The following is an 18,416-nucleotide window of genomic DNA, read 5'->3' on the forward strand; positions in this document are numbered from 1 at the left end:
TGTGCTCCCTGAAGCAGCTTCTAAAAAAAGCCGTCTCCTCCGGACAGGAGGAGACGGTGGATGTATCAGATCCTATTTTAGACTATTCATCCCACCAGAAAGTCTTGTAGCGGTTTGATCCGCTGCCTGGATCTACCTGTTTCGCGCCACCGCTGGTACCCACAAGGCCGGTAACGCCACCATCGCGAATCACGATGATTACTTCGGACGGGATACCGCCTCCGGCAAAGGCGTACCGATCGAGCGTGCTATCGCCAGCCAGGTTATATACCGGGCTGCCGGTCAGATAATTGACTTCATAATAACGACCTTCGCCCTCATTGGCTTGGCAGGTATTCTGCGCCGTGCTGACATTGGCCGGTATAAAGGTGGTAAAGAAGAGCACGCCGTCGAAGATGACCGGCTTTGCGAGCACTTTCTCGCCCACCCATTGGGTCGTGAGGCCATTGTTCAGCGCAACAGCGCTGAGTTCCTTGAGGTCAAAGAACCAACCTTTGCTGTTTTTGACATTAGTATTGATTTCAGTTTGCAGTGTCGCCCCTGTCATGGTGCCCAGGTTGTTTGAGGTGGCGTCATACATGACGCTGTGTGTAATCGCGAAGGGCGTCGTCGGTGTTGTCAGCAGCATCGAAGCCGGCGCACCCGTCTTGTAGTCGTAATCCCGGAAGGCGTAGATCCGGTTATGCACCGCTTCCGCAACCGGACTGCTATTTGACGTAAGCAAATCCAGCGGATCTTCACGATCGCCCGAGCCAATGGCCACGAGATCGTAATTGGTATCGGTCGAATAAGCCGCATCCTTGACCATTGCCACATCCGGCGGATAGAAGAACTTGCGCCAATTTTGTTTGGTTACGGCGCTGCAATCCCGCACATTGCTGGCGTTTCGGGAACAGGTGACATCGGCAAACACAAAGCCCTTGGATCCGTCATTACTGGCGGCGCCGATCTGATCTCCCAGGTCGATGCGCCAGACCTGGCCGCTGACGTCGCCCACGTACAGGCGGTCAACGGATTTATCGCCGTTGGTATCAATCGTGGTTATCTCTGACGGGATGCTGTATTGCATGTCGGACAATACCAGATTGGCGCCGGCGGCGCTGCTGGCCCACCATATGCGACTTCCCGTGAAAGGATCCACGATGTAGATCGCGTTGCCCATGCTGTCAGGCCCCGCAGGCAGGCTGTTGTCCTGAATGGTGTCATAGCCTCCGCCGAAAATGAGCACCATTCTGGACTCGCTGTCGTCCGTCGCCGGATTGCTGTCATCGCAGACGCTGCCCGTGCACTTGGCGCGAATACGCACCACCTTGGGTCGCGACCAGGTTTGCCCCAGCTTGGCGAAGTCTCCCGTGCCACCCTGTATGACCCACAACAGTTTGGGCGTGACCGTGTCGCTGTGGCTGGTCAGTTTAGTGGGCGATGTCGGCGATACATCGAAGGCATAGAGGTTGCGTCCGCCACGGCGCATGCCGATATACATATACACCCTGTCCCCGGCGGCATAATCAATGATGCCGTCGTTATTCACGTCAGTGACCATGAAGGTGGGCGAATCGTCCAGGCCATATATGTGGCCGCCATCCGCGTTCTGCGACAGGGCGTACTGTTGGCTCAACAGCTCATTGGGGATGAATGCCCATTCTTCCGTCCCGTCATCGTCATTGATGATGCGCACTGTGCCATCGTTGGTGCTGATGAAGATTTTGATAATGGGATTGTTCTTGTCCACGACCCCGAGGGTAGTTACGGCGCCATAGGTGAAAGCTACGGGCCGGCTGTGCAGCGGGTCGGCAAAGTTCCACGAACGGGTTTCCGTCGTATTGCCGTCGTTATCCTTGTCATAGGCATCCTGCCCGCGCATCCAGTTAATTAATTTGTCAACTTCCGTGGCTGTCGCCGTGGAGGGCAGACCCAGAATGGCGGGGTTGGCGACAGCGGCATTACGAATGGTATTGGTGGACGAGCCGCCGAGCGTGGTTGCAGCCTCGATCGCCACCGGAGTTGCCGGCATGGACGCGCTGGCGTATGAGCCGGTATAGGTATACAGCGCGCGCGGCACTTCACTGTTCTGCGTGATTTTTGCGCCCGCGCCGCCCTTGTTGACATCCGAGCCATCCGCGGTTGTTCCCCAGTAGCTTATGGACGTGTCCTTGATTTTGCTGGTTGATGTGTTGATCGCGGCAATATTGTCTTTGTCAATCACTTCGCCGAAGGTGCACGCCGGCGTTTCTTTGCCGTTGCACAATTTGAGTTTTTTGAGATTGCCATCCCAACGGACCGTGCTGGTGGGTTGAAACAGGGCGAAATAGACATCGTCGCGGTTGTACAGTTTGTTGAAAGCATTGATGGACAAGCTGGGCGCAACGAAGGAAGTAGTTTCATTCCAGACTTCCGCCAGCGCCCCCTTGAGCGCGCTTGAAAGCGAGGAAGCATCCACTGCGTCACTGTATTTTCCGCCGCTCTTCGTGGCCGTTTCTTGCAGCAGGGCCTTGCCTGGGACCGAAATGCCGGTGCCAAAACCGATGGTAAAAGTGGTGATCTTCTGGTCCAGCGGCAGACCGCTGTAAACGTCGTTTTTGGACATCCATTCTGCCAGAACGGACAATCTGCTCTTGTGGTTGGCCGAGGCGAAGCCGGTGCCCGCATAGTAATCCACAATGGTCGGGGTTCCGATACCCGACAAGGCATCGATAGTCGTATCGGCGGCTTCGTCATTCGTCGGGTCACCGTCCGTGACGTAAATGATATAGCCCGTTTGGCAACCGTATTTGAATGGAGAGATATAGGTGCCGTCGTTATAGGTTGTATCGGTAGTGCCTCCGGACAGGATAGCTCCGCTGCTGTTGCTGTACTGGCCGTTGGTGGCACGGTAGAGTTTTCCGTCGTTGCAATAGCTGCTCGTGACGTTCTGCGCACAGGAATCCTGGTTTGGCGTCATGCTTGACGAAGGATTACCATAGGTCGCCGTGAGGCCGGCGTAATAGCGATAGGCTTCCCACATGGTCTCTGCCAGGGGTGTGGTGGTATCAGGCCCCAGGCTATCGATGATGTTTTTCATGGTTGTGCGGCGCGCATCGTCCATGGTGTCGACCCGCATCAAGACTCGACCACCATGCGGAGTGTTATTGTTATTGTTGAACGCCATCAAACCGAACCGGATACCGGGATTGGAATCAATGAGATCCTTTAACGTGGCTTTGGCCACATCGAGGCGGGTGATGTCCTGTTGCAACATCGCGTTACTGGCGTAGGCCAGATAATTGGCGCTGTAGAGCGTTGGGCGATGGTCCGTATTGAACGTCGTCCAATCGAACCGTTGGCTTGTGCCGCCATTGGTGTAAGCGCCAGCAACCGTGTTGGCGGCGACGGGATTCTTTTTGGGATAACCGTCCGAGTTACTGCCGTCAGGCTGACAGTCAATGAAGGTAATATCACTGTCGGTTTTGTTCCTGATGCTGGCCCAGTTGTAACTTGTTCCCGAGGTAATCAAACCCGCGACTCTATTGTTGCCATATTGCCCGGAGGATCCATTCAGGCTTGTTTTGGATTGTTCGCAGTGGTTTTTGGTCGCCGCAAACCAGCTGTTGGAGGTCAGCGCTGGCGCGCTGCTGTTGAACGACCAGTAAACGCGACCGCTGTAGGTGGCGCAGCTGCTCGGTATTCCGCTGCTGGCGCCGCTGACAATGGCATCGACAGCGGTGGCGCTGCAGTAGTCGACGGAAGAATTGTACGCGGGCGCCGATGTGATGATCGCGTCCATGCTTATCGAATTGTCGATAATGAGCAGGACGTTCGGGGAATCGTCGCGCGCCACCGTAGGCGCCATGAGATACACATCCGTGTCCTTGGCGCTGGCGGGCAGAATCCCAGACAGTGCGACCAGCGCGCCGCTTAACAGAACGCAGAAAAGGTGATTAAAGTGTTTGCGATGTGTGGTCATGTCACGTACCTGCCTGTTGCCTGAATTGCCTAATTGGATTTGGGCACAATCTGGGCCACGCCCTGGTGAACCACCGCTTTGGCGCCCACCGTGGTTGTGCCCGTACTGGCCTGTTCAAAATTGGCAGCCTCGAAGTTGCTGCCATAGCCGGAACCGCGTTTCGGCGCGGTGAACTGCACGAACCAGGTGCTCACTGTCGCGCTGCCGCTTTTGCCGCTGTCATAGCTGAACGGTGACAGAGTCTTGGGGGATGAGCTGCTGGTATTAAGGTCAAGCCCGCCACTGGCGTTCATGGCGTCGTTCAGCCCCGATTCTGCCGCTTCAAACGCCTTGTTGGTTTCCTGCGTGTTGCCTGACATCTTTTCTTCCAGCGAGGCCGTGCTCATGGCCGTGACGCCAAGAATGGTGAGAATCATCAGGATCACCAGGCTCATGATAAGCGCGGTGCCGCGCTCATAACGACCCGCGACCGGCGCGAGATATTTTTTTGCCAATCCGTGCGCAGAACCGCTTTCGGAATTAATGCAGGGCATGTTCATCAGAGATTTCTCAAATGGACCACGGCCTGGAACACGCGGCGTTTGTAGTGGTCGCCCGGATTGCTGAGTTCATTGGTGCCATCCCCATCAACGTCATAATTGAAAGTATCGAGATCGGTTTCTTTCGGTTTTCCGGTTTCCTTGTCGCTGAGCGTTCTGGCGAGGATGCCAATACGAGCGCTGACGACCGAGCCCCAGTCTGTCGCCGATTGCAAACCGGCATCACCAGCCTTGAGGTATCTGTTGGGGAGCCTGTCGCTGTCAGTGTCCTTGCCATACAGAATCTGCAGGTTCTCGATACCGTCAACCAGTTCAACAGGTGTTTTGTTCAGTTCTTTCCGGAAGAGCGCCGGGTTTCCGCTGGCTCCCGTGGCGATGTAATACTGCACCGTTGTGAATTTCATGATCCTGGTGCCATTGCCGGAAGGACTGTAGGACTTGCTCAGTTTTTGCGTGGAGTTGCCGGGAAGAGGGCTGCTGCCGCTGTTATGCACAAGATGCGGATCAGTGGTATTTAATTGAGTAATTTGCATGATGTCAGCACTGGCGCAGTCCGAGACCATGATGATTTCGCCGACACTCAAAAGATCGGTAATCGTGATAGCGGCCCCGGTAACAGGATCAGTTTTGTTGGTTTTGAGGACGGCCGATGTATTCGGCATTTCCTGGTCAAGATAAAGATTGCTGTTGGCATCGGCCTTGCGGATGGCAATGGCATCGGTGCCTGCCTTGATATTTGTTGGCAGGGTTGTCTCGCCCGATGGATACCAGGTGCCTGTGGCGTTGTTCAGGCCTTCAATCGGAATTTGTGCATTGTAGAAAAAATCCGAACTCCCGTTTAATGTCGAGTTGATGGCATCGGGGCTGATTTCATCGATACAGCCATAGTAACCCGCCATCCGCAGGTCCTTGATGATAAATTGCATGGCGAAACGCGCGTTTTCCTGCAGCCTGGCCAGACTGTCCTGCGTCGTATAGGTTTTCTTGCTGCCAACGAACAGCATGGACACGGCAGACAGGATGATCAGACCGATAGTGAGGGCCACCATCAGTTCCACCAGACTGAAGCCGCGCATTTTTTCTGTATTGTGAGCGACTGATTTCATAACTGCACTTCCCATGTTTGCAATTTTTGCAGATCGCTCTCCATCCAACGGATGGTAACTGTTACCTTTTTCGTGGTGCTTATCTGAATAGTTGGCGGTCTGGCCACGGCATCGGGGAGCGTCGCAACAATTCTGTCGTACCATCTTTTGACATCGTAGAGAGCCAACTGGGCACTCGTGCAGTCAGTAGTGTCGCAATTGGTGCCGGCTGTTACGTTGGCCGAAGCTGGCTGGTCGTAGCCATTTCCGTCCGAATCCGCAACCGCTGCGCTATTGGCGCGCATACGGTCGATGATGTCGTAGGCCAGGTAAGTAGCCTGGGTGCGGTGGTACGAGCCGGTGTTGTATTGCAGGGAAGTTGTTTGCAGCGCCGCCAGGCCGAGCAATCCGATGGACAAAATAAGCAGGGCAACCAGCACCTCGACCAGGGAGAAGCCCTGGTTTTGCGAGGCGATGCCAGTTTTTTTCTCTGGTATCATGAAATGGCTCTCAGCAAGTACCGCTGGAAACGGATGTTTGGCCGACGACTGTAATGTCGATCATGCGGGTTTGATTCCGTTTTGGATCGCAAACTGTAAATTTGTAGGTGTATGTCTGCGAAGAAAAGGCGCCGCTTTTGCTGAATGTCATCGTATCGATGGAAGATGTTGTGTTGGTGCCGGTATCGGTACGCGTTCCCGATAAAGTGTTGTTTCCGGTTAGCGCCTCATGGGCTTTCATTACGACGTTGTTGCCTGCGGTGCAGCCAGAGGGATCCCCTGTCGGACAGACGTAATAAACCAGCCAGCCGCTGGCCCAGTTGCCACTAACGGTGCATCCAGTGCCTGACGTAGACGCACAGATACCCGCGTTTACATTTCTTTTTATGGCCTCACTTCTTGCAAGACTTATATCGGCCAGTAAATCGTTGACTTGTGTGGTCAGGCGGTTGCTGGAGACAAACTTTTGCATGCTGGGACCCGCCAAGGCCGCTAAAATCCCTGCAACCGTTAAGACAATGATCAATTCAACCATCGTTAAACCACGGTTTCTGACAAAAGGTATATTCCAGCTGATGAAAGGACTTATCGCCGATTTCTTTGAGCAGACGAACGGCATATTCAGGCAGATAAAAGGATGTACCTTCTGAATGGCGCGTCCTGGCTTGTGAATTTCGTTACGCATGATCAGTTCAAATAGTGCCTGAAAAACCCGGATAAACTGAAATTTAGAATGCCTCAAGGACTTAAGTCTAATCGCGCATCAGCTATCCGCAATTGCCGCAAATTGTCATCAAATTGTCTGATTCCTTCACATTGCTGTCAGATCGGTATTTACTGAGTATTGACGAATGGTCACAAAAGACAGATGAGCGGTATATATATTTTTATATTTTCATGAACATAACCGGCATATTTTTATGATTTTTATATGCAATCTGGCACGTCATTGAGGATTGGTAAAAATTAGACTTCGCTTATATCGTTATTTATAATTGTTCTAAATGAATGCAATGTCACATCCTGAATCAGAAGCGGAAATAGTTTCACTTCTGCGTAACCATGATATATACCCTACAACGCAAAGGGTGATTATCGCGCGCCTGCTGTTCGAAAAGTGTACCCATCTGTCGGCAGAGGATGTGTTCCGTCTGGTCAACGCGGACAATCGTCACGTTTCCAAAGCCACGGTTTACAACACGCTCGGCCTACTGGCAGAGAAAGGCGTGGTCCGGGAAGTGATTGCCGATCCCACGCGGATTTTCTACGACCCGAACACACAGCCGCACCACCATTTTTTCGATGTCGCCACCGGCGAGCTGACGGACATCAGCGCAGATCAAATACAGGTCAGCAGTTTGCCGCCGTTGCCGCCGGGTGCCCGGCTCGAAGGGGTGGATGTTATCGTGCGTTTGCGTCCCGCCAAGTAATTCTGCCTTGCCGGCAGTGCCGCGGTTGGTTCAGCCGGAAGAACCGCTTATACTTCGGCCCGTTTCAAAATAACCCAGGCCGGTGTAGCTCAGTTGGTAGAGCAACTGATTCGTAATCAGTAGGTCAGGTGTTCGATTCACCTCACCGGCACCATAATCAATGACTTACGCGCGTTTTTATTTGGCGCTGTCTAATATTTGTTGGACAATTATTGGACAGTTATCGGAAAGCGACGGGGTTCACGCGCCGAAGCAACTGACAAACGCGTTTCGTTGTGCGTGGGTCATCGTGCCCCAGTAGATCCTGCGCGTTTTCCAGCTCGCTTCCCGCCTTCGCGCGCAGGTCATGGAAGGTAAAGCTCTGTTCGAGGACCTTGTCCTTGATTGCCTTGGCCATCAGCTTTTGCCAAGCGGTCGAGAAACCATCGAGCGTGTAGTGGCCCCCGCGATAGTCTCGAGGTTTCGAGCAGATTGACCAAATTCTTTTTCCAAGAATCATTCACTCAGGAGCCAGTTCAATCAGCGAGTATAGATGTTAACTGGCCTCTGCTGTTTAGCGTGGCCAATTCTGTAAATCCGCCTGTGAGATCGGAGCCGCAAATCGGGGATTCACTGTTCCGCATCCACCGGGACACGTGATTTTCTGGTGCTAAGAGCCCCTACAAGACTTATGTCGGTATCCGTTTCCGGGACGGCGACACTATGACGTCCTCGAAATGCACCGGGCCGCTCTTCTACGTCGAGTTTGATACGACAAGTCTGCGGCTGGGCGTTGGCGTGAAGGAGTTCGACAACGCGACGCTTGCGGCGTATCGCCATGCGGTGGCAAACAGGCGAGCGGCCAAGGTACTCGGCGACAGTGTCGATAAGGCTCGGTTTTACAAGTCGGGACCAGAAACTGTGCAAGACGCTACGGCGCGGCGCAGCTGCTTCGTGAAGGTTACGCGCGCAATCGCACGGGTCCACTGAATTGTTCGGAAGCCCGCGCCTTCTCAAAAGTAGTACCGCACGCACAGTTCGATCCGGCGGTAGTTCTATTTTCGCCAAACTGGGTGAGCCACGCGCCCTCGGGAAAGAACAAGCGCGCCGACGCAGATTGAGAATTTCGGGAAGACGGGCTTTCCATCGCTTGCCGGTTTGACAACCTTGTCAATGCTAGGCTATGGTCGTCCACCATGAAATGGATTGCCAGAATCCTGCTCCTGTTCGTTTTGTTCACGTCGGTTGCCACGGCGTGGGACAGCGACAATTGCGGGCAGGACCTCGTGTTCGATTCGGCCGGCGCCGCTCAGGGCCACGACAACGGATCGTCGTCCGGCAACTTCAATGATCTTTGCGGCCATTGCGGTCATATGGGGTCGCATCTGCTCGGTTATGTCGCGAGCACCCCGTTCGCCGTTTTCTACGCCGACCGTGCGTGGCAGGACCGTTCCGCGACCGTTTCTCCCAAACCTTCCTTAAATCCACTTTTCCGTCCTCCCCGTAACTCCTTCGCCGCCTGAGTATTGAACCCGGTCATCCGCCGCGGCCATTGCCGCGCGGCTGTCATCCGGAATAAATCGGTTGAGTGCGAGGAGTTGTCATGGATTTCCATGCATTTTTTTTGACGTTGCGCCCGAGCTTGAGGCCGGATCAGAAGCTATTTTCCAAAAAGCCGGGAACTTTTTTTCATAAATCAGTTATGACCAAGGCTTGCCGGCTGCTGCCCGCGGGCCTGTTGTTAATGTTTGTGCCGCTTGTGACTCTGGCGCAAGACGATATCTGGAGCCTGGAGTCCGCCATCCAGCGCGCCCTGGAAATCGCCCCCGAAATGCGCGCCGCCGAAGCCGATGCACAGGCGCTCCAAGGTGAGCTGACACAAGTGGGTTCCTGGCCCAATCCCACGATCGATCTGCGCGCCGATGACAGGCTCGGCCAGGAGGACGGCCGCGGCGGCACGGACTTCACGCAACTGGCGCTTTCCCAGCCGTTGCCGCTGCGGCGCGTAGCGCGTGAGCGCGCGGTGGCTGAATCGCGGCTCGCCGGTGCCGAAGAGAACCGCCGCCTGCGGCGGCTGGAGCTGGAGCGCGCGACCGCGCAGGCGTTTCATGATCTGCAACTGGCGCAGGCCAGGCTCGATGTCGCGCAGGCGCGGCTGAAGGAGACCGAAGGCTATCCTGGCGGCGCCAAGGGCGCGCGCGACCGGCTGGTGCGTTATCTCGCGCCGCTGGAGCGTGCGCGTCTGGCCATCCTGCGCGAGGAGACGAACCAGGCCGTCATCGCCGCCGAACGCGAGCGCGAGCAGGCGCTGATCGCGTTTCGCGCGCGGCTCGCGCTGCCGGCGGATGCCGCGGCCGAGACAACGCCGTTCGGGGAACCGCCCACGCCAGCCGCGCTCGAAACGCTGGCGCGCAATCTCGACAACCATCCCGCGCTCGCCGCCGCGCGCAAGGAATACGAAGCCGCCGAGGCCAACATCGCGGCGGCGCAGTCGCAGCGCTTCGCCGATCCGGCGTTGAACCTGTTTCGCGAGCGCGACATTCTCGCCGGCGCCCGGCGCGACGTCACCGGCGTGGGCTTGAGCGTGCAGGTACCGCTGTGGAACACCAATCCCGGTATTGTGGACAAGGCCAGGGCCGAGGCTCTGGGTGCGCGCACGGACTATGAAATCACCGCACGCGAGGCGCGCGTGCGCCTGGACCAGGCGTACACCGAACTCACGCGCGCGCTGGTGCAGGTGCAGCGCCTGCGCGTCAGCCTGCTCGAACCGGCGCAGCGCTTGAACGACCTGGCGCGCCGAAGCTTCGCCGCGGGCGAGGCGAGCGTGCTCGCGCTCATCGACGCCGCCAACAGCTATTTCGACGCCCAAACGCGTTACGTGGAACTGCTGGCGCGAGCTCAGGCGGCGCAGGCCGGGTTGCGGCTGGCCGCCGGGCAGTCGCTGTTGAGCGGGGAGGGGCGGCCATGATTACCGCGCTGATCCGGTTTTCGCTGATCCAGCGACTGATGGCGCTGTTGTTCGCCGTAGGGCTCACCGCCGGCGGATTGTGGGCCTTCAAGGCCCTGCCGATCGACGCCTTCCCCGACATTTCGCCGCCGCAGGTGCAGGTGATCGTGAAGGCCCCGGGGCTGGCACCCACCGAGGTCGAATCGCGCATCACCTTCCCCATCGAGATGGAGATGCAGGGCATCCCGAACCAGAAGATCCTGCGCTCGACCACCAAGTACGCCTTGAGCAACATCGTCATCGACTTCGAGGACGGCACTGACATCTACTGGGCGCGCCAGCAGGTGAGCGAGCGCCTGACCCAGGCGCGCGAGGCGCTGCCCGCGGGTGCCGAGGTCGTGCTCGCGCCGATCTCCACGCCCCTGAGCGACATCTTCATGTACCGCGTCCAGGGCGAGGGCTACAGCCACAGCGAGCTGCGCACGCTCCAGGACTGGGTGATCCGCCTGCGGCTGCGCGCCGTGAACGGGGTGGCCGACGTCAATTCGCTCGGCGGCTTCGTGCGCGCCTTCGAGGTGCAGCCCGACCCACGCCGGCTCGCGGCGCAGGGTCTCTCCATCGACGATCTCAAGCATGCCATCGAGCGTAACAACCGCAACGCCGGCGGCGACCGCATCAACCGCGAGAACAGCATGCTGCTGGTGCGAACGCTGGGACAGTTGCGCGACGCCGACGACATCCGACGCATCACCGTGGTCACGCGCAGCGGCACGCCGGTGCGCGTCAACGACGTGGCCAGCGTGCGCGAGGGATCGTTGGTGCGCTACGGCGGGGTGACCGCCGACGGCCAGGGCGACGTCGTCACGGGACTGGTGCTGCTGCGCGTCGGCGCCAACAGCCGCACGGTGGTCGAGGCTGTCAAACAGGAGCTCGCCCGCCTGGCGCCGACGCTCCCCAAGGGCGTGACCATCGAGCCGTTCTACGACCGCGCCGATCTCATCAACGCCGCCGTGCTCACGGTGGAGAAGGCGCTTGGCGAGGCGGTGTTGCTCGTGGTCCTGGTGCTGATCGTGCTGCTCGGCAACCTGCGCGCGGCGCTGACCGTGGCGTTGATCCTGCCGCTGTCGGTGCTGTTCACCTTCATCATGATGAATGCCTTCGGCGTGACGGCCAATCTCATGTCGCTCGGGGGGCTCGCCATCGCCATCGGCATCCTGGTGGACGCGGCGGTTGTGGTGGTGGAGAACATCCACACCCAACTCGCCCGCGCGCCCAAGGGCGTGAGCCGGCTGCATCTGGTGTTCCGCGCCGTGACCGAGGTCGCCACCCCGGTGCTGTCCGGCATTCTCATCATCGCCATCGTGTTCTTGCCGCTGTTCTCGCTGACCGGCCTCGAGGGGCGGCTGTTCGCGCCGCTCGCGCTCACCATCGTGTTCGCGCTGCTGGGCTCGCTGCTGCTCTCTCTGACCGTGATCCCGGTGCTCGCGAGTTTTCTCATGCGCGAAGGCGGGTCGCACAAGGAGGATCGCGTGCTGGCGGCCATCAAGCGCGTCTACCTGCCGGCGATGCGCTGGGCGCTGGCCCATCGCAAGACCGCGGTCGGCGGCGCGCTGATCGCGCTCGTTTTCGCCACGGCCCTGTTCCCCTTCATCGGCAAGGAGTTCATGCCGGTGATGGACGAGGGCCAGACCGTGGTCAACCTGGAAAAAGCCTCGGACATCTCGCTCGAGGCCTCGCTCGCCCTGGATGCGCCGGTCCAGAAGGCGGTCCTGGAAATCCCGGAGGTCACCGGCATGATCTGCCGCAGCGGCGCGGACGAGCTGCGCCTCGACCCGATGGGCTTCTACCAGACCGACTGCTTCCTGCGGACCAAGCCACGCGAGGAATGGGGCTACGGGCTGGAGACGCTGCACGAAAAGCTGCGCGCAAAACTCGAGCCCTTCGCGAAAGACGAAGTCGAGCATGGCTTCAGCCAGCCGATCGACATGCGCGTCTCGGAGATGCTCTCCGGCGTGCGCGCCGACGTGGCCATCAAGCTGTTCGGCGACGACTTCGCGGTGCTGGAGGAGAAGGCCGGGCAGATCGAGGAGATCGTCCAGCGCACGCCCGGGGCGAGCGACGTGTTCCGCGCGCGCCTCTCCGGCCAGGGCTATCTCACGGTGGATATCAAATCGGAGCAGCTCGCGCGCTACGGTCTCAATAACGAGGACGTGAACGACGTCGTGGAAACCGCTGTCGGCGGCAGGGTCGTGACAGAGGTGATCGAAGGCAACCGCCGCTTCGGCGTGCTGCTGCGCTACCCCGAGCCGGCGCGTACCTCGCCCGCCGACATCGAGCGGTTGCTCATCAAGACCGTGGGCGGCGCCATGGTGCCGCTCGGCATGGTCGCGAAGATCACCGAAGTCGATGGGCCGGTGTTGATCCAGCGCGAGCTGGCGCGGCGTTACGTGGCGACGCGCACCAACGTCGAGGGGCGCGACGTGGTGAGCTTCGTCGAAGACCTCAAGGCGGCGATCGAGCGCGAGGTGCAACTGCCACAGGGCTACTACATCGACTATGGCGGCCAGTTCGAGAACCAGCAGCGCGCCGCCGCGCGCCTGGGCGTGGTGGTGCCGGTGGCGATCGCGCTCATCTTCTTCATGCTGTTTTCCACGTTCCGCTCGGTGCGCCAGGCGGGGCTCATCATACTTAATATCCCGTTCGCCCTGATCGGCGGCGTTGTGAGCTTGTTCGCCTCGGGGCTGTATCTCTCGGTGCCAGCCTCGGTAGGCTTCATCACGCTGTTCGGCGTGGCGGTGCTGAACGGCGTGGTGATGGTGGCGTATTTCAACCAGCTGCGCGAGGCCGGGCACACGGTGCTGCAGGCGGTGCAGGAGGGCGCGGAACGACGATTGCGCCCCGTGCTCATGACCGCGCTCATCGCGAGCTTGGGGCTCGTGCCGATGCTACTTGCCACCGGCCCGGGTTCGGAGCTGCAACGGCCGCTCGCAGTAGTGGTGATCGGCGGCCTCTTCACCTCGACACTGTTGACGCTCGTACTGCTGCCGACGCTCTATGCCTGGCTGGAAGGCCGCGCCGAGCGCAGGTTGAAACGGGCCAAAGGAGAATCGCCATGAAGAAACTGACGCTGATCGTGCACGCCGACGTCGAACAGGCGCTGGCCGACGTCCTGCGCGGCATGGACCAGGTGACGGGATTCACGTTTACGCGTGTGGAGGGCCACGGCGCCCAGGACAGCCGTGATCCGGCGCTATCCGCGCGTGACCTCGTGGTCGGCTATACGCCGCACGTGCGCGTGGATATCGTGCTGGAGGAACAAGATGTGGATGGCGTGCTGGCGGCGCTGGAGCGAAGCCACTGCGGCATGACGGGGCGCTGCCTTTATTGGGTGACCAAAGTGGAACGGCACGGGCGCTTGTAACCTCACCAATGTAGCCATAAAGGAGTCGTGACACCCATGACAGAAAGTTCCGATGACCACGGTTTTGAAGGCCCTTGGTGGCTCTATCCCCCGCTGCGCAACGCGCTGCTCGCCGGCCTGATTGCCGCCGTGGGTTTCGCGCTGGCGCATCTCGGCTTTCTTCCGGAACGTATCGAAAACATCTTTTACTGGCTTGCGATCCCGCTCGGCGGCTGGCACTGGACGCGCGAGGGCATCGAGAAACTGATCGAAGACAAAGAAGTCGGCATCGAGATACTGATGATCGCCGCCACCGCCGGCTCCGGGATTCTGGGCCTGTGGGACGAGGCTGCGGCGCTGGTGTTTCTCTATGGCGCGGCCGAGGGCACGGAGGAGTACACCTACGCGCGCACGCGCGCCAGCATCCGCGCGCTGCTCGATCTCGCGCCGAAGGAGGCGCGCGTCCTGCGCGATGGCAAAGAGAGCACGGTTCCGGCCGAGAGCCTCAAGGCCGGCGACATCTTTGTCGTGCGCCCGGGCGAGGCGCTGCCCACCGACGGCGTCATCCGTTCGGGAAATTCCAGCCTCGACGAATCGCCCGTGACTGGCGAATCGGCGCCGGTGGACAAAGGACCGGGCATGAAGGTGTTCGCTGCCTCGATCAACAAGCAGGGCGCGCTCGAAATCGAGGCCACGGCGGCGTTCGCCGACAACTCGCTCTCCAAGATCATTCATCTGGTCGAGGAAGCGCAGGAAAGAAAAGGCAAGGCCCAGCAATGGATCGAACGCTTCGGCCGGCGTTATACCCCGGCGGTGCTCGCGGGCTCGGTGTTGCTGCTCGTGGTGCCATGGTTGATGAATCTGCCGCTCGCCGAGTGGTCGGCGCGTGCGGTGTTATTGCTCGTCGCTGCCGCGCCCTGCGCGCTCATCATGTCCACACCCGTGGCCATGGCCGCCGGCATCGGTTCGGCCGGCAAGCGCGGCATCCTCATCAAGGGCGGTGCGCACCTGGAACATCTCGGCGTCATCCGCGCGGTCGCCTTCGACAAGACCGGCACGCTCACGCACGGTGAGCCGGTCGTCACCGACATTGCCGCGCTGAAGGGTTCGGAGCCGGAACTGCTCGCCGTGGCCGCGGCGCTCGAACATTTCTCGGAGCATCCGCTGGCGCGCGCCATCGTCGAGGAGGCACGGAAACGGGGGATTGCTCCGCCGCCCGCCGAGGCGTTCGAGGCCCTCACGGGCGCCGGCGTTAAAGCCCGGATCGACGGCAAGCCGTGGCACATCGGCAATCCCGATCTGTTCGTACGGCTGGGCGTCGACCTCGCAAGCGCGCGCGAGCGCATCGGCGCGCTCCAGGAACAGGGCAAGACCGTGGTGCTGATCGGGAACGAAGCCGGCGTGCACGGGCTGGTCGCGCTGCAGGACCGCCTGCGGGCGGACGCCAAAGCAACTATCGCGGGGCTGCATGCGCTCGGAATCCGCACCGCCATGCTCACCGGCGACAACGCGCGCACGGCGCACGCGGTGGCGCGCCTGCTCGGCATCGACGACGTGCGCGCCGGGCTCAAGCCCGATGAGAAGGTCGCCGCGGTGCAGCAATTGCAGAAACAGTATGGCGCCGTGCTCATGGTGGGTGACGGTGTCAACGACGCCCCGGCGCTCGCCGCCGCCACCTGCGGGATGGCGATGGGCGCGGCCGGCACGGATGCGGCGATCGAGGCGGCGGACATCGCGCTCATGGCCGACGATCTCGCCAAGGTGACTGAGGCGCTGCACCTGGGGCGGAAAGCGCGGCGCGTGAGCGCGCAGAACATCGTGTTTTCGATTCTGATTCTCACGGTCATGATCCCGCTCGCCCTCGGTGGATTCCTGAGCGTGGCGCTGACGGTGCTGGTGCACGAGGCGAGCGAATTGCTGGCGGTGGTCAACGGATTGCGGGCGGGACGGGGATCGACAAGCCATGCATAGATCAACGACATCAGATGGAAGAGAGCGCCAGATTTGGTGGAACTTCCGCCCATAGTGGCGGCCAAAAAGGTGAAAAATGAAGGCCGTGAAACATGAGCAATCGAACAGTTCCAATTGAAAACATAATCGAGGAAATTCCATGGACACGAAGTACGGATTCGGCAAGACCGTCAAGCTCGGTTTTGATACCGCTGTTGAACGCGTGACACAGGAGTTACAGAAGGAAGGTTTCGGCGTGTTGACCGACATCGACGTCGCCGCGACGCTCAAGAAAAAGCTCAACCAGAAGATGCCGCCTTACCGTATTCTCGGCGCCTGCAACCCGCCGCTCGCGCACCGCGCGCTCGCGGCTGAACCTTCCATCGGGCTGCTGTTGCCGTGCAACGTCGTGGTGCGTCAGGACGAGACCGGCGCGGTCTTAGTCGAGATCATGGACCCGAACGCGGTGCTCGATCTCGTGGACAAGCCGGCCATCGCGGAACTCGCGCGCGAGGTGCGGCAGAAGCTGGAGCGGGTGCTGCAGGCGGTTTAGAACCGGTCCATCGCTGCACTTGTGAATTTGACCAGAATCAAAGTTTGGCGCGAGGCTTTACGGTAATTTTTCAACATGTTTCGCACCATCACATGGTTCCTCATCGTATCGCTGTTCACGCTGAACATGGCATGGGCGATTGATAATTGTGCGTTCAGCGATCCTTCGGACTCCGGCGCCGGTATGACACAACCGTTCGATCCGGCGCCCGAAGACTCCACCAGCACCACCCCGGCCTGCGGCCAATGGTGTCCTGGGTGGGTCAGCCTTGTGACATTGCCTGTTTCCCAGGTTCTGCTGCCAAGCCTCCTGTCCACTTTCGAGGGCGGGTTTGGCGCGGACCCGTACGTCTTCCTGCCGGCGCCACCGCCGATCCATCCTCCCATCGCCTGATCCCGTGAATCCGCGCGGGCATCCGCTCGCGCCGTCCGAGTGCCCGCACGGCTTTTGCTGACCGGGCGAGTTTCAAGACTGTGAGATATCCGGCGCGTGCCGCGAACCGCGCGGCCGCCCGGTCATTCCAAGGAGAAGGTCATGATCCGCATATTATTTCTTGTCTGTGCCGCGCTCTTGTCGGCCACGAGTTTGGCCGAGACGAACGTCTATGGCGAAACCAACCCCGAGTACGACGGCAAGCTGTCGGACCCCCGGCTTGCCGTGCCACCGGCTTTCAGTGCGAAGACCGAGCCGGAGATCGCGCTGTGCGACTATCCGCTGGGCGTCATCACGAAACAGGTGGCGTTTTCGCGCCACGGCTCGCCGCACAAGATAGTCACGTTGGCAAACAGCAAGGAGGGTTGGGTCTACGAGATTCCGCACGCGCGCGGACGCAATACCTATACGCTGGAGTTCGACGACGGTGTGGTGATCGACGTCATCTACGAAGACGACGACGGCCTGGGCACGGGCACCGGTGTCACGGCCACCGAGATGCAGGCGCACAAGGCGCAGCCGGTCGCGCCCGTACCGATGCCGTGAAATCGGTGGAGCAAGAGCTGTATCGATGGCCGGCTCTTGCTCCAGCGCCGCGCTACGCAGATGGCGAAACGAGTAATGGGTTTTTCGAAGGAGGTGAAACGATGATGGACTATGGCATGGGTTGGGGTATGGGGTGGGGCTGGCTCGGCATGACGCTGTTCTGGCTGATTCCGCTGCTGGTCGTGATCGTGCTGGCCGCGGTGGCGGTCAAGTATCTGTTCTCGGGCAGCGCGCGATCCACTACCGGATCGCACGAGGACCGGAACCGGGCGCTCGAAGTGCTGGAGGAAAGATATGCCCGCGGCGAGATCAACCGTGAGGAGTACCTTCAGAAACGTGACGATTTGAAGCGGCGCTGAGACGCCGCAGGAAAGGAAGGGAGCAAACTGTGCAATCGCAGATTCATTGAAAGGAGACTGACATGATTCGCAAGAAACCAATTGTTCAAGCGCTTACCGCGCTCGCATTGCTGACCGCCACCGCCGCGCTTCCGGCCGCCGACCCGCAGCAACCGGCCGGCGGATACGGGCCGGGTTACGGTATGCACCCCGGCATGATGGGCGGCTATGGCATGGGCCAGGGAATGATGGGACCCGGCATGATGATGGGACCTGGTATGGGCATGGGACCCGGCATGATGGGAATGATGGACGATGGGTGCTCGGGCGGTGGGATGGGCATGATGGGCCCGGGAATGGGCATGGGGATGATGGGAATGGGGCCGGGCATGATGATGGGTCCCGGAATGATGGGCGGCTATGGCCCCGGAGGCACGCTCGGTTTCAACGAGTCGCAGCAGAAGCGAATCACGCAGATCCAGGACGAGCTGCGCAAGAAGCACTGGAACCTCATGGGTAAGATGAACGACGAACGCGTGAAACTGCGCGATGTGTACGCCTCGGGCAAACGTGACCCGGCCGCGATCGGTCAGCAACAGCAACGCATATACGACCTGCGGCGCCAGATGCTGGAGTCCTCGGTCGAGGCGCAAAACCGCATCGAGGCGGTGCTGACTTCCGAGCAGAAGGAGCAGCTGCGCGGTTACTACGGTCAGGGCTGGATGATGTGGTAGCGGGTGGGATGTGACGGGCGCGAAGCTGGTCGTTTGGTTA

Annotated in this window: 17 protein-coding genes, 1 tRNA gene and 1 pseudogene; 13 read left to right on the forward strand and 6 right to left on the reverse strand. The window is 59.7% G+C overall.

What is annotated here, in order from left to right:
* Positions 1-82: 82 nt before the first annotated feature.
* The 5 genes from SCL_RS04550 to SCL_RS04570 are packed head-to-tail and all read right to left on the reverse strand — an operon-like array spanning position 83 to position 6,752.
* Entirely contained in the window at positions 83-3,943 is a 3,861-nt protein-coding gene (locus tag SCL_RS04550; RefSeq protein WP_096360125.1) for a pilus assembly protein, read from the reverse strand.
* Positions 3,944-3,972: 29 nt separating this feature from the next.
* Positions 3,973-4,482: a pilus assembly PilX family protein gene (locus SCL_RS04555; protein WP_096360126.1), complete on the reverse strand. Its 510-nt coding sequence runs from the start codon at positions 4,480-4,482 to the stop codon at positions 3,973-3,975.
* Positions 4,482-5,588, reverse strand: a complete 1,107-nt coding sequence (locus SCL_RS04560; RefSeq protein ID WP_172425924.1) for a PilW family protein — start codon at positions 5,586-5,588, stop codon at positions 4,482-4,484. The genes SCL_RS04555 and SCL_RS04560 overlap by 1 nt, the downstream gene beginning before the upstream one ends.
* Positions 5,585-6,067 carry a type IV pilus modification protein PilV gene (gene pilV, locus SCL_RS04565; protein WP_096360128.1) on the reverse strand — a complete coding sequence of 161 codons (483 nt, stop codon included), beginning with the start codon at positions 6,065-6,067 and terminating at the stop codon, positions 5,585-5,587. The genes SCL_RS04560 and pilV overlap by 4 nt, the downstream gene beginning before the upstream one ends.
* Positions 6,068-6,077: 10 nt before the next feature.
* On the reverse strand, positions 6,078-6,752 hold the full coding sequence (locus tag SCL_RS04570) for a GspH/FimT family pseudopilin (protein ID WP_148664982.1): 675 nt from the start codon (positions 6,750-6,752) through the stop codon (positions 6,078-6,080).
* Positions 6,753-7,080: 328 nt separating this feature from the next.
* On the opposite strand from SCL_RS04570, the gene SCL_RS04575 reads away from it, so the two are divergent.
* Together SCL_RS04575 and SCL_RS04580 are read left to right on the forward strand one after the other, a co-directional pair.
* Complete coding sequence (locus tag SCL_RS04575) at positions 7,081-7,497, forward strand: Fur family transcriptional regulator (protein WP_096360130.1); 417 nt, start codon at positions 7,081-7,083, stop codon at positions 7,495-7,497.
* 78 nt (positions 7,498-7,575) lie between these two features.
* Positions 7,576-7,651, forward strand: a tRNA-Thr gene (locus SCL_RS04580).
* Between the two features lie 66 nt (positions 7,652-7,717).
* Here SCL_RS04580 and SCL_RS14235 read toward each other — a convergent pair.
* Positions 7,718-7,894 carry a site-specific integrase gene (locus tag SCL_RS14235; RefSeq protein WP_172425925.1) on the reverse strand — a complete coding sequence of 59 codons (177 nt, stop codon included), beginning with the start codon at positions 7,892-7,894 and terminating at the stop codon, positions 7,718-7,720.
* Between the two features lie 254 nt (positions 7,895-8,148).
* Here SCL_RS14235 and SCL_RS04590 point away from each other — a divergent pair.
* The 11 genes and pseudogenes from SCL_RS04590 to SCL_RS14240 all read left to right on the forward strand — a co-directional run.
* Positions 8,149-8,466: pseudogene (locus SCL_RS04590) on the forward strand (DUF2461 family protein); the annotation flags it as partial.
* A 206-nt stretch (positions 8,467-8,672) separates the two neighbouring features.
* Entirely contained in the window at positions 8,673-8,999 is a 327-nt protein-coding gene (locus SCL_RS04595) for a hypothetical protein (RefSeq protein ID WP_096360133.1), read from the forward strand.
* 236 nt (positions 9,000-9,235) lie between these two features.
* Entirely contained in the window at positions 9,236-10,444 is a 1,209-nt protein-coding gene (locus SCL_RS04600; RefSeq protein WP_172425926.1) for a TolC family protein, read from the forward strand.
* Positions 10,441-13,539, forward strand: coding sequence for an efflux RND transporter permease subunit (locus SCL_RS04605; RefSeq protein ID WP_096360135.1), 3,099 nt, complete (start codon positions 10,441-10,443; stop codon positions 13,537-13,539). Before SCL_RS04600 ends, SCL_RS04605 begins: the two co-directional genes overlap by 4 nt.
* On the forward strand, positions 13,536-13,844 hold the full coding sequence (locus SCL_RS04610) for a DUF3240 family protein (RefSeq protein WP_096360136.1): 309 nt from the start codon (positions 13,536-13,538) through the stop codon (positions 13,842-13,844). Before SCL_RS04605 ends, SCL_RS04610 begins: the two co-directional genes overlap by 4 nt.
* 36 nt (positions 13,845-13,880) lie before the next feature.
* Entirely contained in the window at positions 13,881-15,794 is a 1,914-nt protein-coding gene (locus SCL_RS04615) for a heavy metal translocating P-type ATPase (RefSeq protein ID WP_096360137.1), read from the forward strand.
* A 139-nt stretch (positions 15,795-15,933) separates the two neighbouring features.
* Positions 15,934-16,326, forward strand: coding sequence for a DUF302 domain-containing protein (locus SCL_RS04620; RefSeq protein ID WP_096360138.1), 393 nt, complete (start codon positions 15,934-15,936; stop codon positions 16,324-16,326).
* Positions 16,327-16,401: 75 nt separating this feature from the next.
* Positions 16,402-16,719 carry a hypothetical protein gene (locus SCL_RS04625; RefSeq protein WP_096360139.1) on the forward strand — a complete coding sequence of 106 codons (318 nt, stop codon included), beginning with the start codon at positions 16,402-16,404 and terminating at the stop codon, positions 16,717-16,719.
* Between the two features lie 141 nt (positions 16,720-16,860).
* On the forward strand, positions 16,861-17,304 hold the full coding sequence (locus SCL_RS04630; RefSeq protein ID WP_096360140.1) for a hypothetical protein: 444 nt from the start codon (positions 16,861-16,863) through the stop codon (positions 17,302-17,304).
* A gap of 101 nt (positions 17,305-17,405) precedes the next feature.
* On the forward strand, positions 17,406-17,663 hold the full coding sequence (locus tag SCL_RS04635) for an SHOCT domain-containing protein (RefSeq protein WP_197702710.1): 258 nt from the start codon (positions 17,406-17,408) through the stop codon (positions 17,661-17,663).
* A gap of 62 nt (positions 17,664-17,725) precedes the next feature.
* A complete protein-coding gene (locus SCL_RS14240) occupies positions 17,726-18,376 on the forward strand; it encodes a Spy/CpxP family protein refolding chaperone (RefSeq protein WP_197702711.1) in 651 nt (216 codons plus the stop codon).
* The last annotated feature ends 40 nt before the right edge of the window (positions 18,377-18,416 follow it).

The organism is Sulfuricaulis limicola (assembly GCF_002355735.1).
In the GTDB taxonomy this organism is placed as follows: domain Bacteria; phylum Pseudomonadota; class Gammaproteobacteria; order Acidiferrobacterales; family Sulfurifustaceae; genus Sulfuricaulis; species Sulfuricaulis limicola.

Excerpts from the sequence above, each read along its gene's own strand:
- SCL_RS04550 (WP_096360125.1), bottom strand. The coding sequence starts at position 3,943 with ATGACCACACATCGCAAACACTTTAATCACCTTTTCTGCGTTCTGTTA.
- SCL_RS04555 (WP_096360126.1), bottom strand. The coding sequence starts at position 4,482 with ATGAACATGCCCTGCATTAATTCCGAAAGCGGTTCTGCGCACGGATTG.
- SCL_RS04560 (WP_172425924.1), bottom strand. The coding sequence starts at position 5,588 with ATGAAATCAGTCGCTCACAATACAGAAAAAATGCGCGGCTTCAGTCTG.
- pilV (WP_096360128.1), bottom strand. The coding sequence starts at position 6,067 with ATGATACCAGAGAAAAAAACTGGCATCGCCTCGCAAAACCAGGGCTTC.
- SCL_RS04570 (WP_148664982.1), bottom strand. The coding sequence starts at position 6,752 with ATGCGTAACGAAATTCACAAGCCAGGACGCGCCATTCAGAAGGTACAT.
- SCL_RS04575 (WP_096360130.1), top strand. The coding sequence starts at position 7,081 with ATGTCACATCCTGAATCAGAAGCGGAAATAGTTTCACTTCTGCGTAAC.
- SCL_RS14235 (WP_172425925.1), bottom strand. The coding sequence starts at position 7,894 with ATGGCCAAGGCAATCAAGGACAAGGTCCTCGAACAGAGCTTTACCTTC.
- SCL_RS04595 (WP_096360133.1), top strand. The coding sequence starts at position 8,673 with ATGAAATGGATTGCCAGAATCCTGCTCCTGTTCGTTTTGTTCACGTCG.
- SCL_RS04605 (WP_096360135.1), top strand. The coding sequence starts at position 10,441 with ATGATTACCGCGCTGATCCGGTTTTCGCTGATCCAGCGACTGATGGCG.
- SCL_RS04610 (WP_096360136.1), top strand. The coding sequence starts at position 13,536 with ATGAAGAAACTGACGCTGATCGTGCACGCCGACGTCGAACAGGCGCTG.
- SCL_RS04615 (WP_096360137.1), top strand. The coding sequence starts at position 13,881 with ATGACAGAAAGTTCCGATGACCACGGTTTTGAAGGCCCTTGGTGGCTC.
- SCL_RS04620 (WP_096360138.1), top strand. The coding sequence starts at position 15,934 with ATGGACACGAAGTACGGATTCGGCAAGACCGTCAAGCTCGGTTTTGAT.
- SCL_RS04625 (WP_096360139.1), top strand. The coding sequence starts at position 16,402 with ATGTTTCGCACCATCACATGGTTCCTCATCGTATCGCTGTTCACGCTG.
- SCL_RS04630 (WP_096360140.1), top strand. The coding sequence starts at position 16,861 with ATGATCCGCATATTATTTCTTGTCTGTGCCGCGCTCTTGTCGGCCACG.
- SCL_RS04635 (WP_197702710.1), top strand. The coding sequence starts at position 17,406 with ATGATGGACTATGGCATGGGTTGGGGTATGGGGTGGGGCTGGCTCGGC.
- SCL_RS14240 (WP_197702711.1), top strand. The coding sequence starts at position 17,726 with ATGATTCGCAAGAAACCAATTGTTCAAGCGCTTACCGCGCTCGCATTG.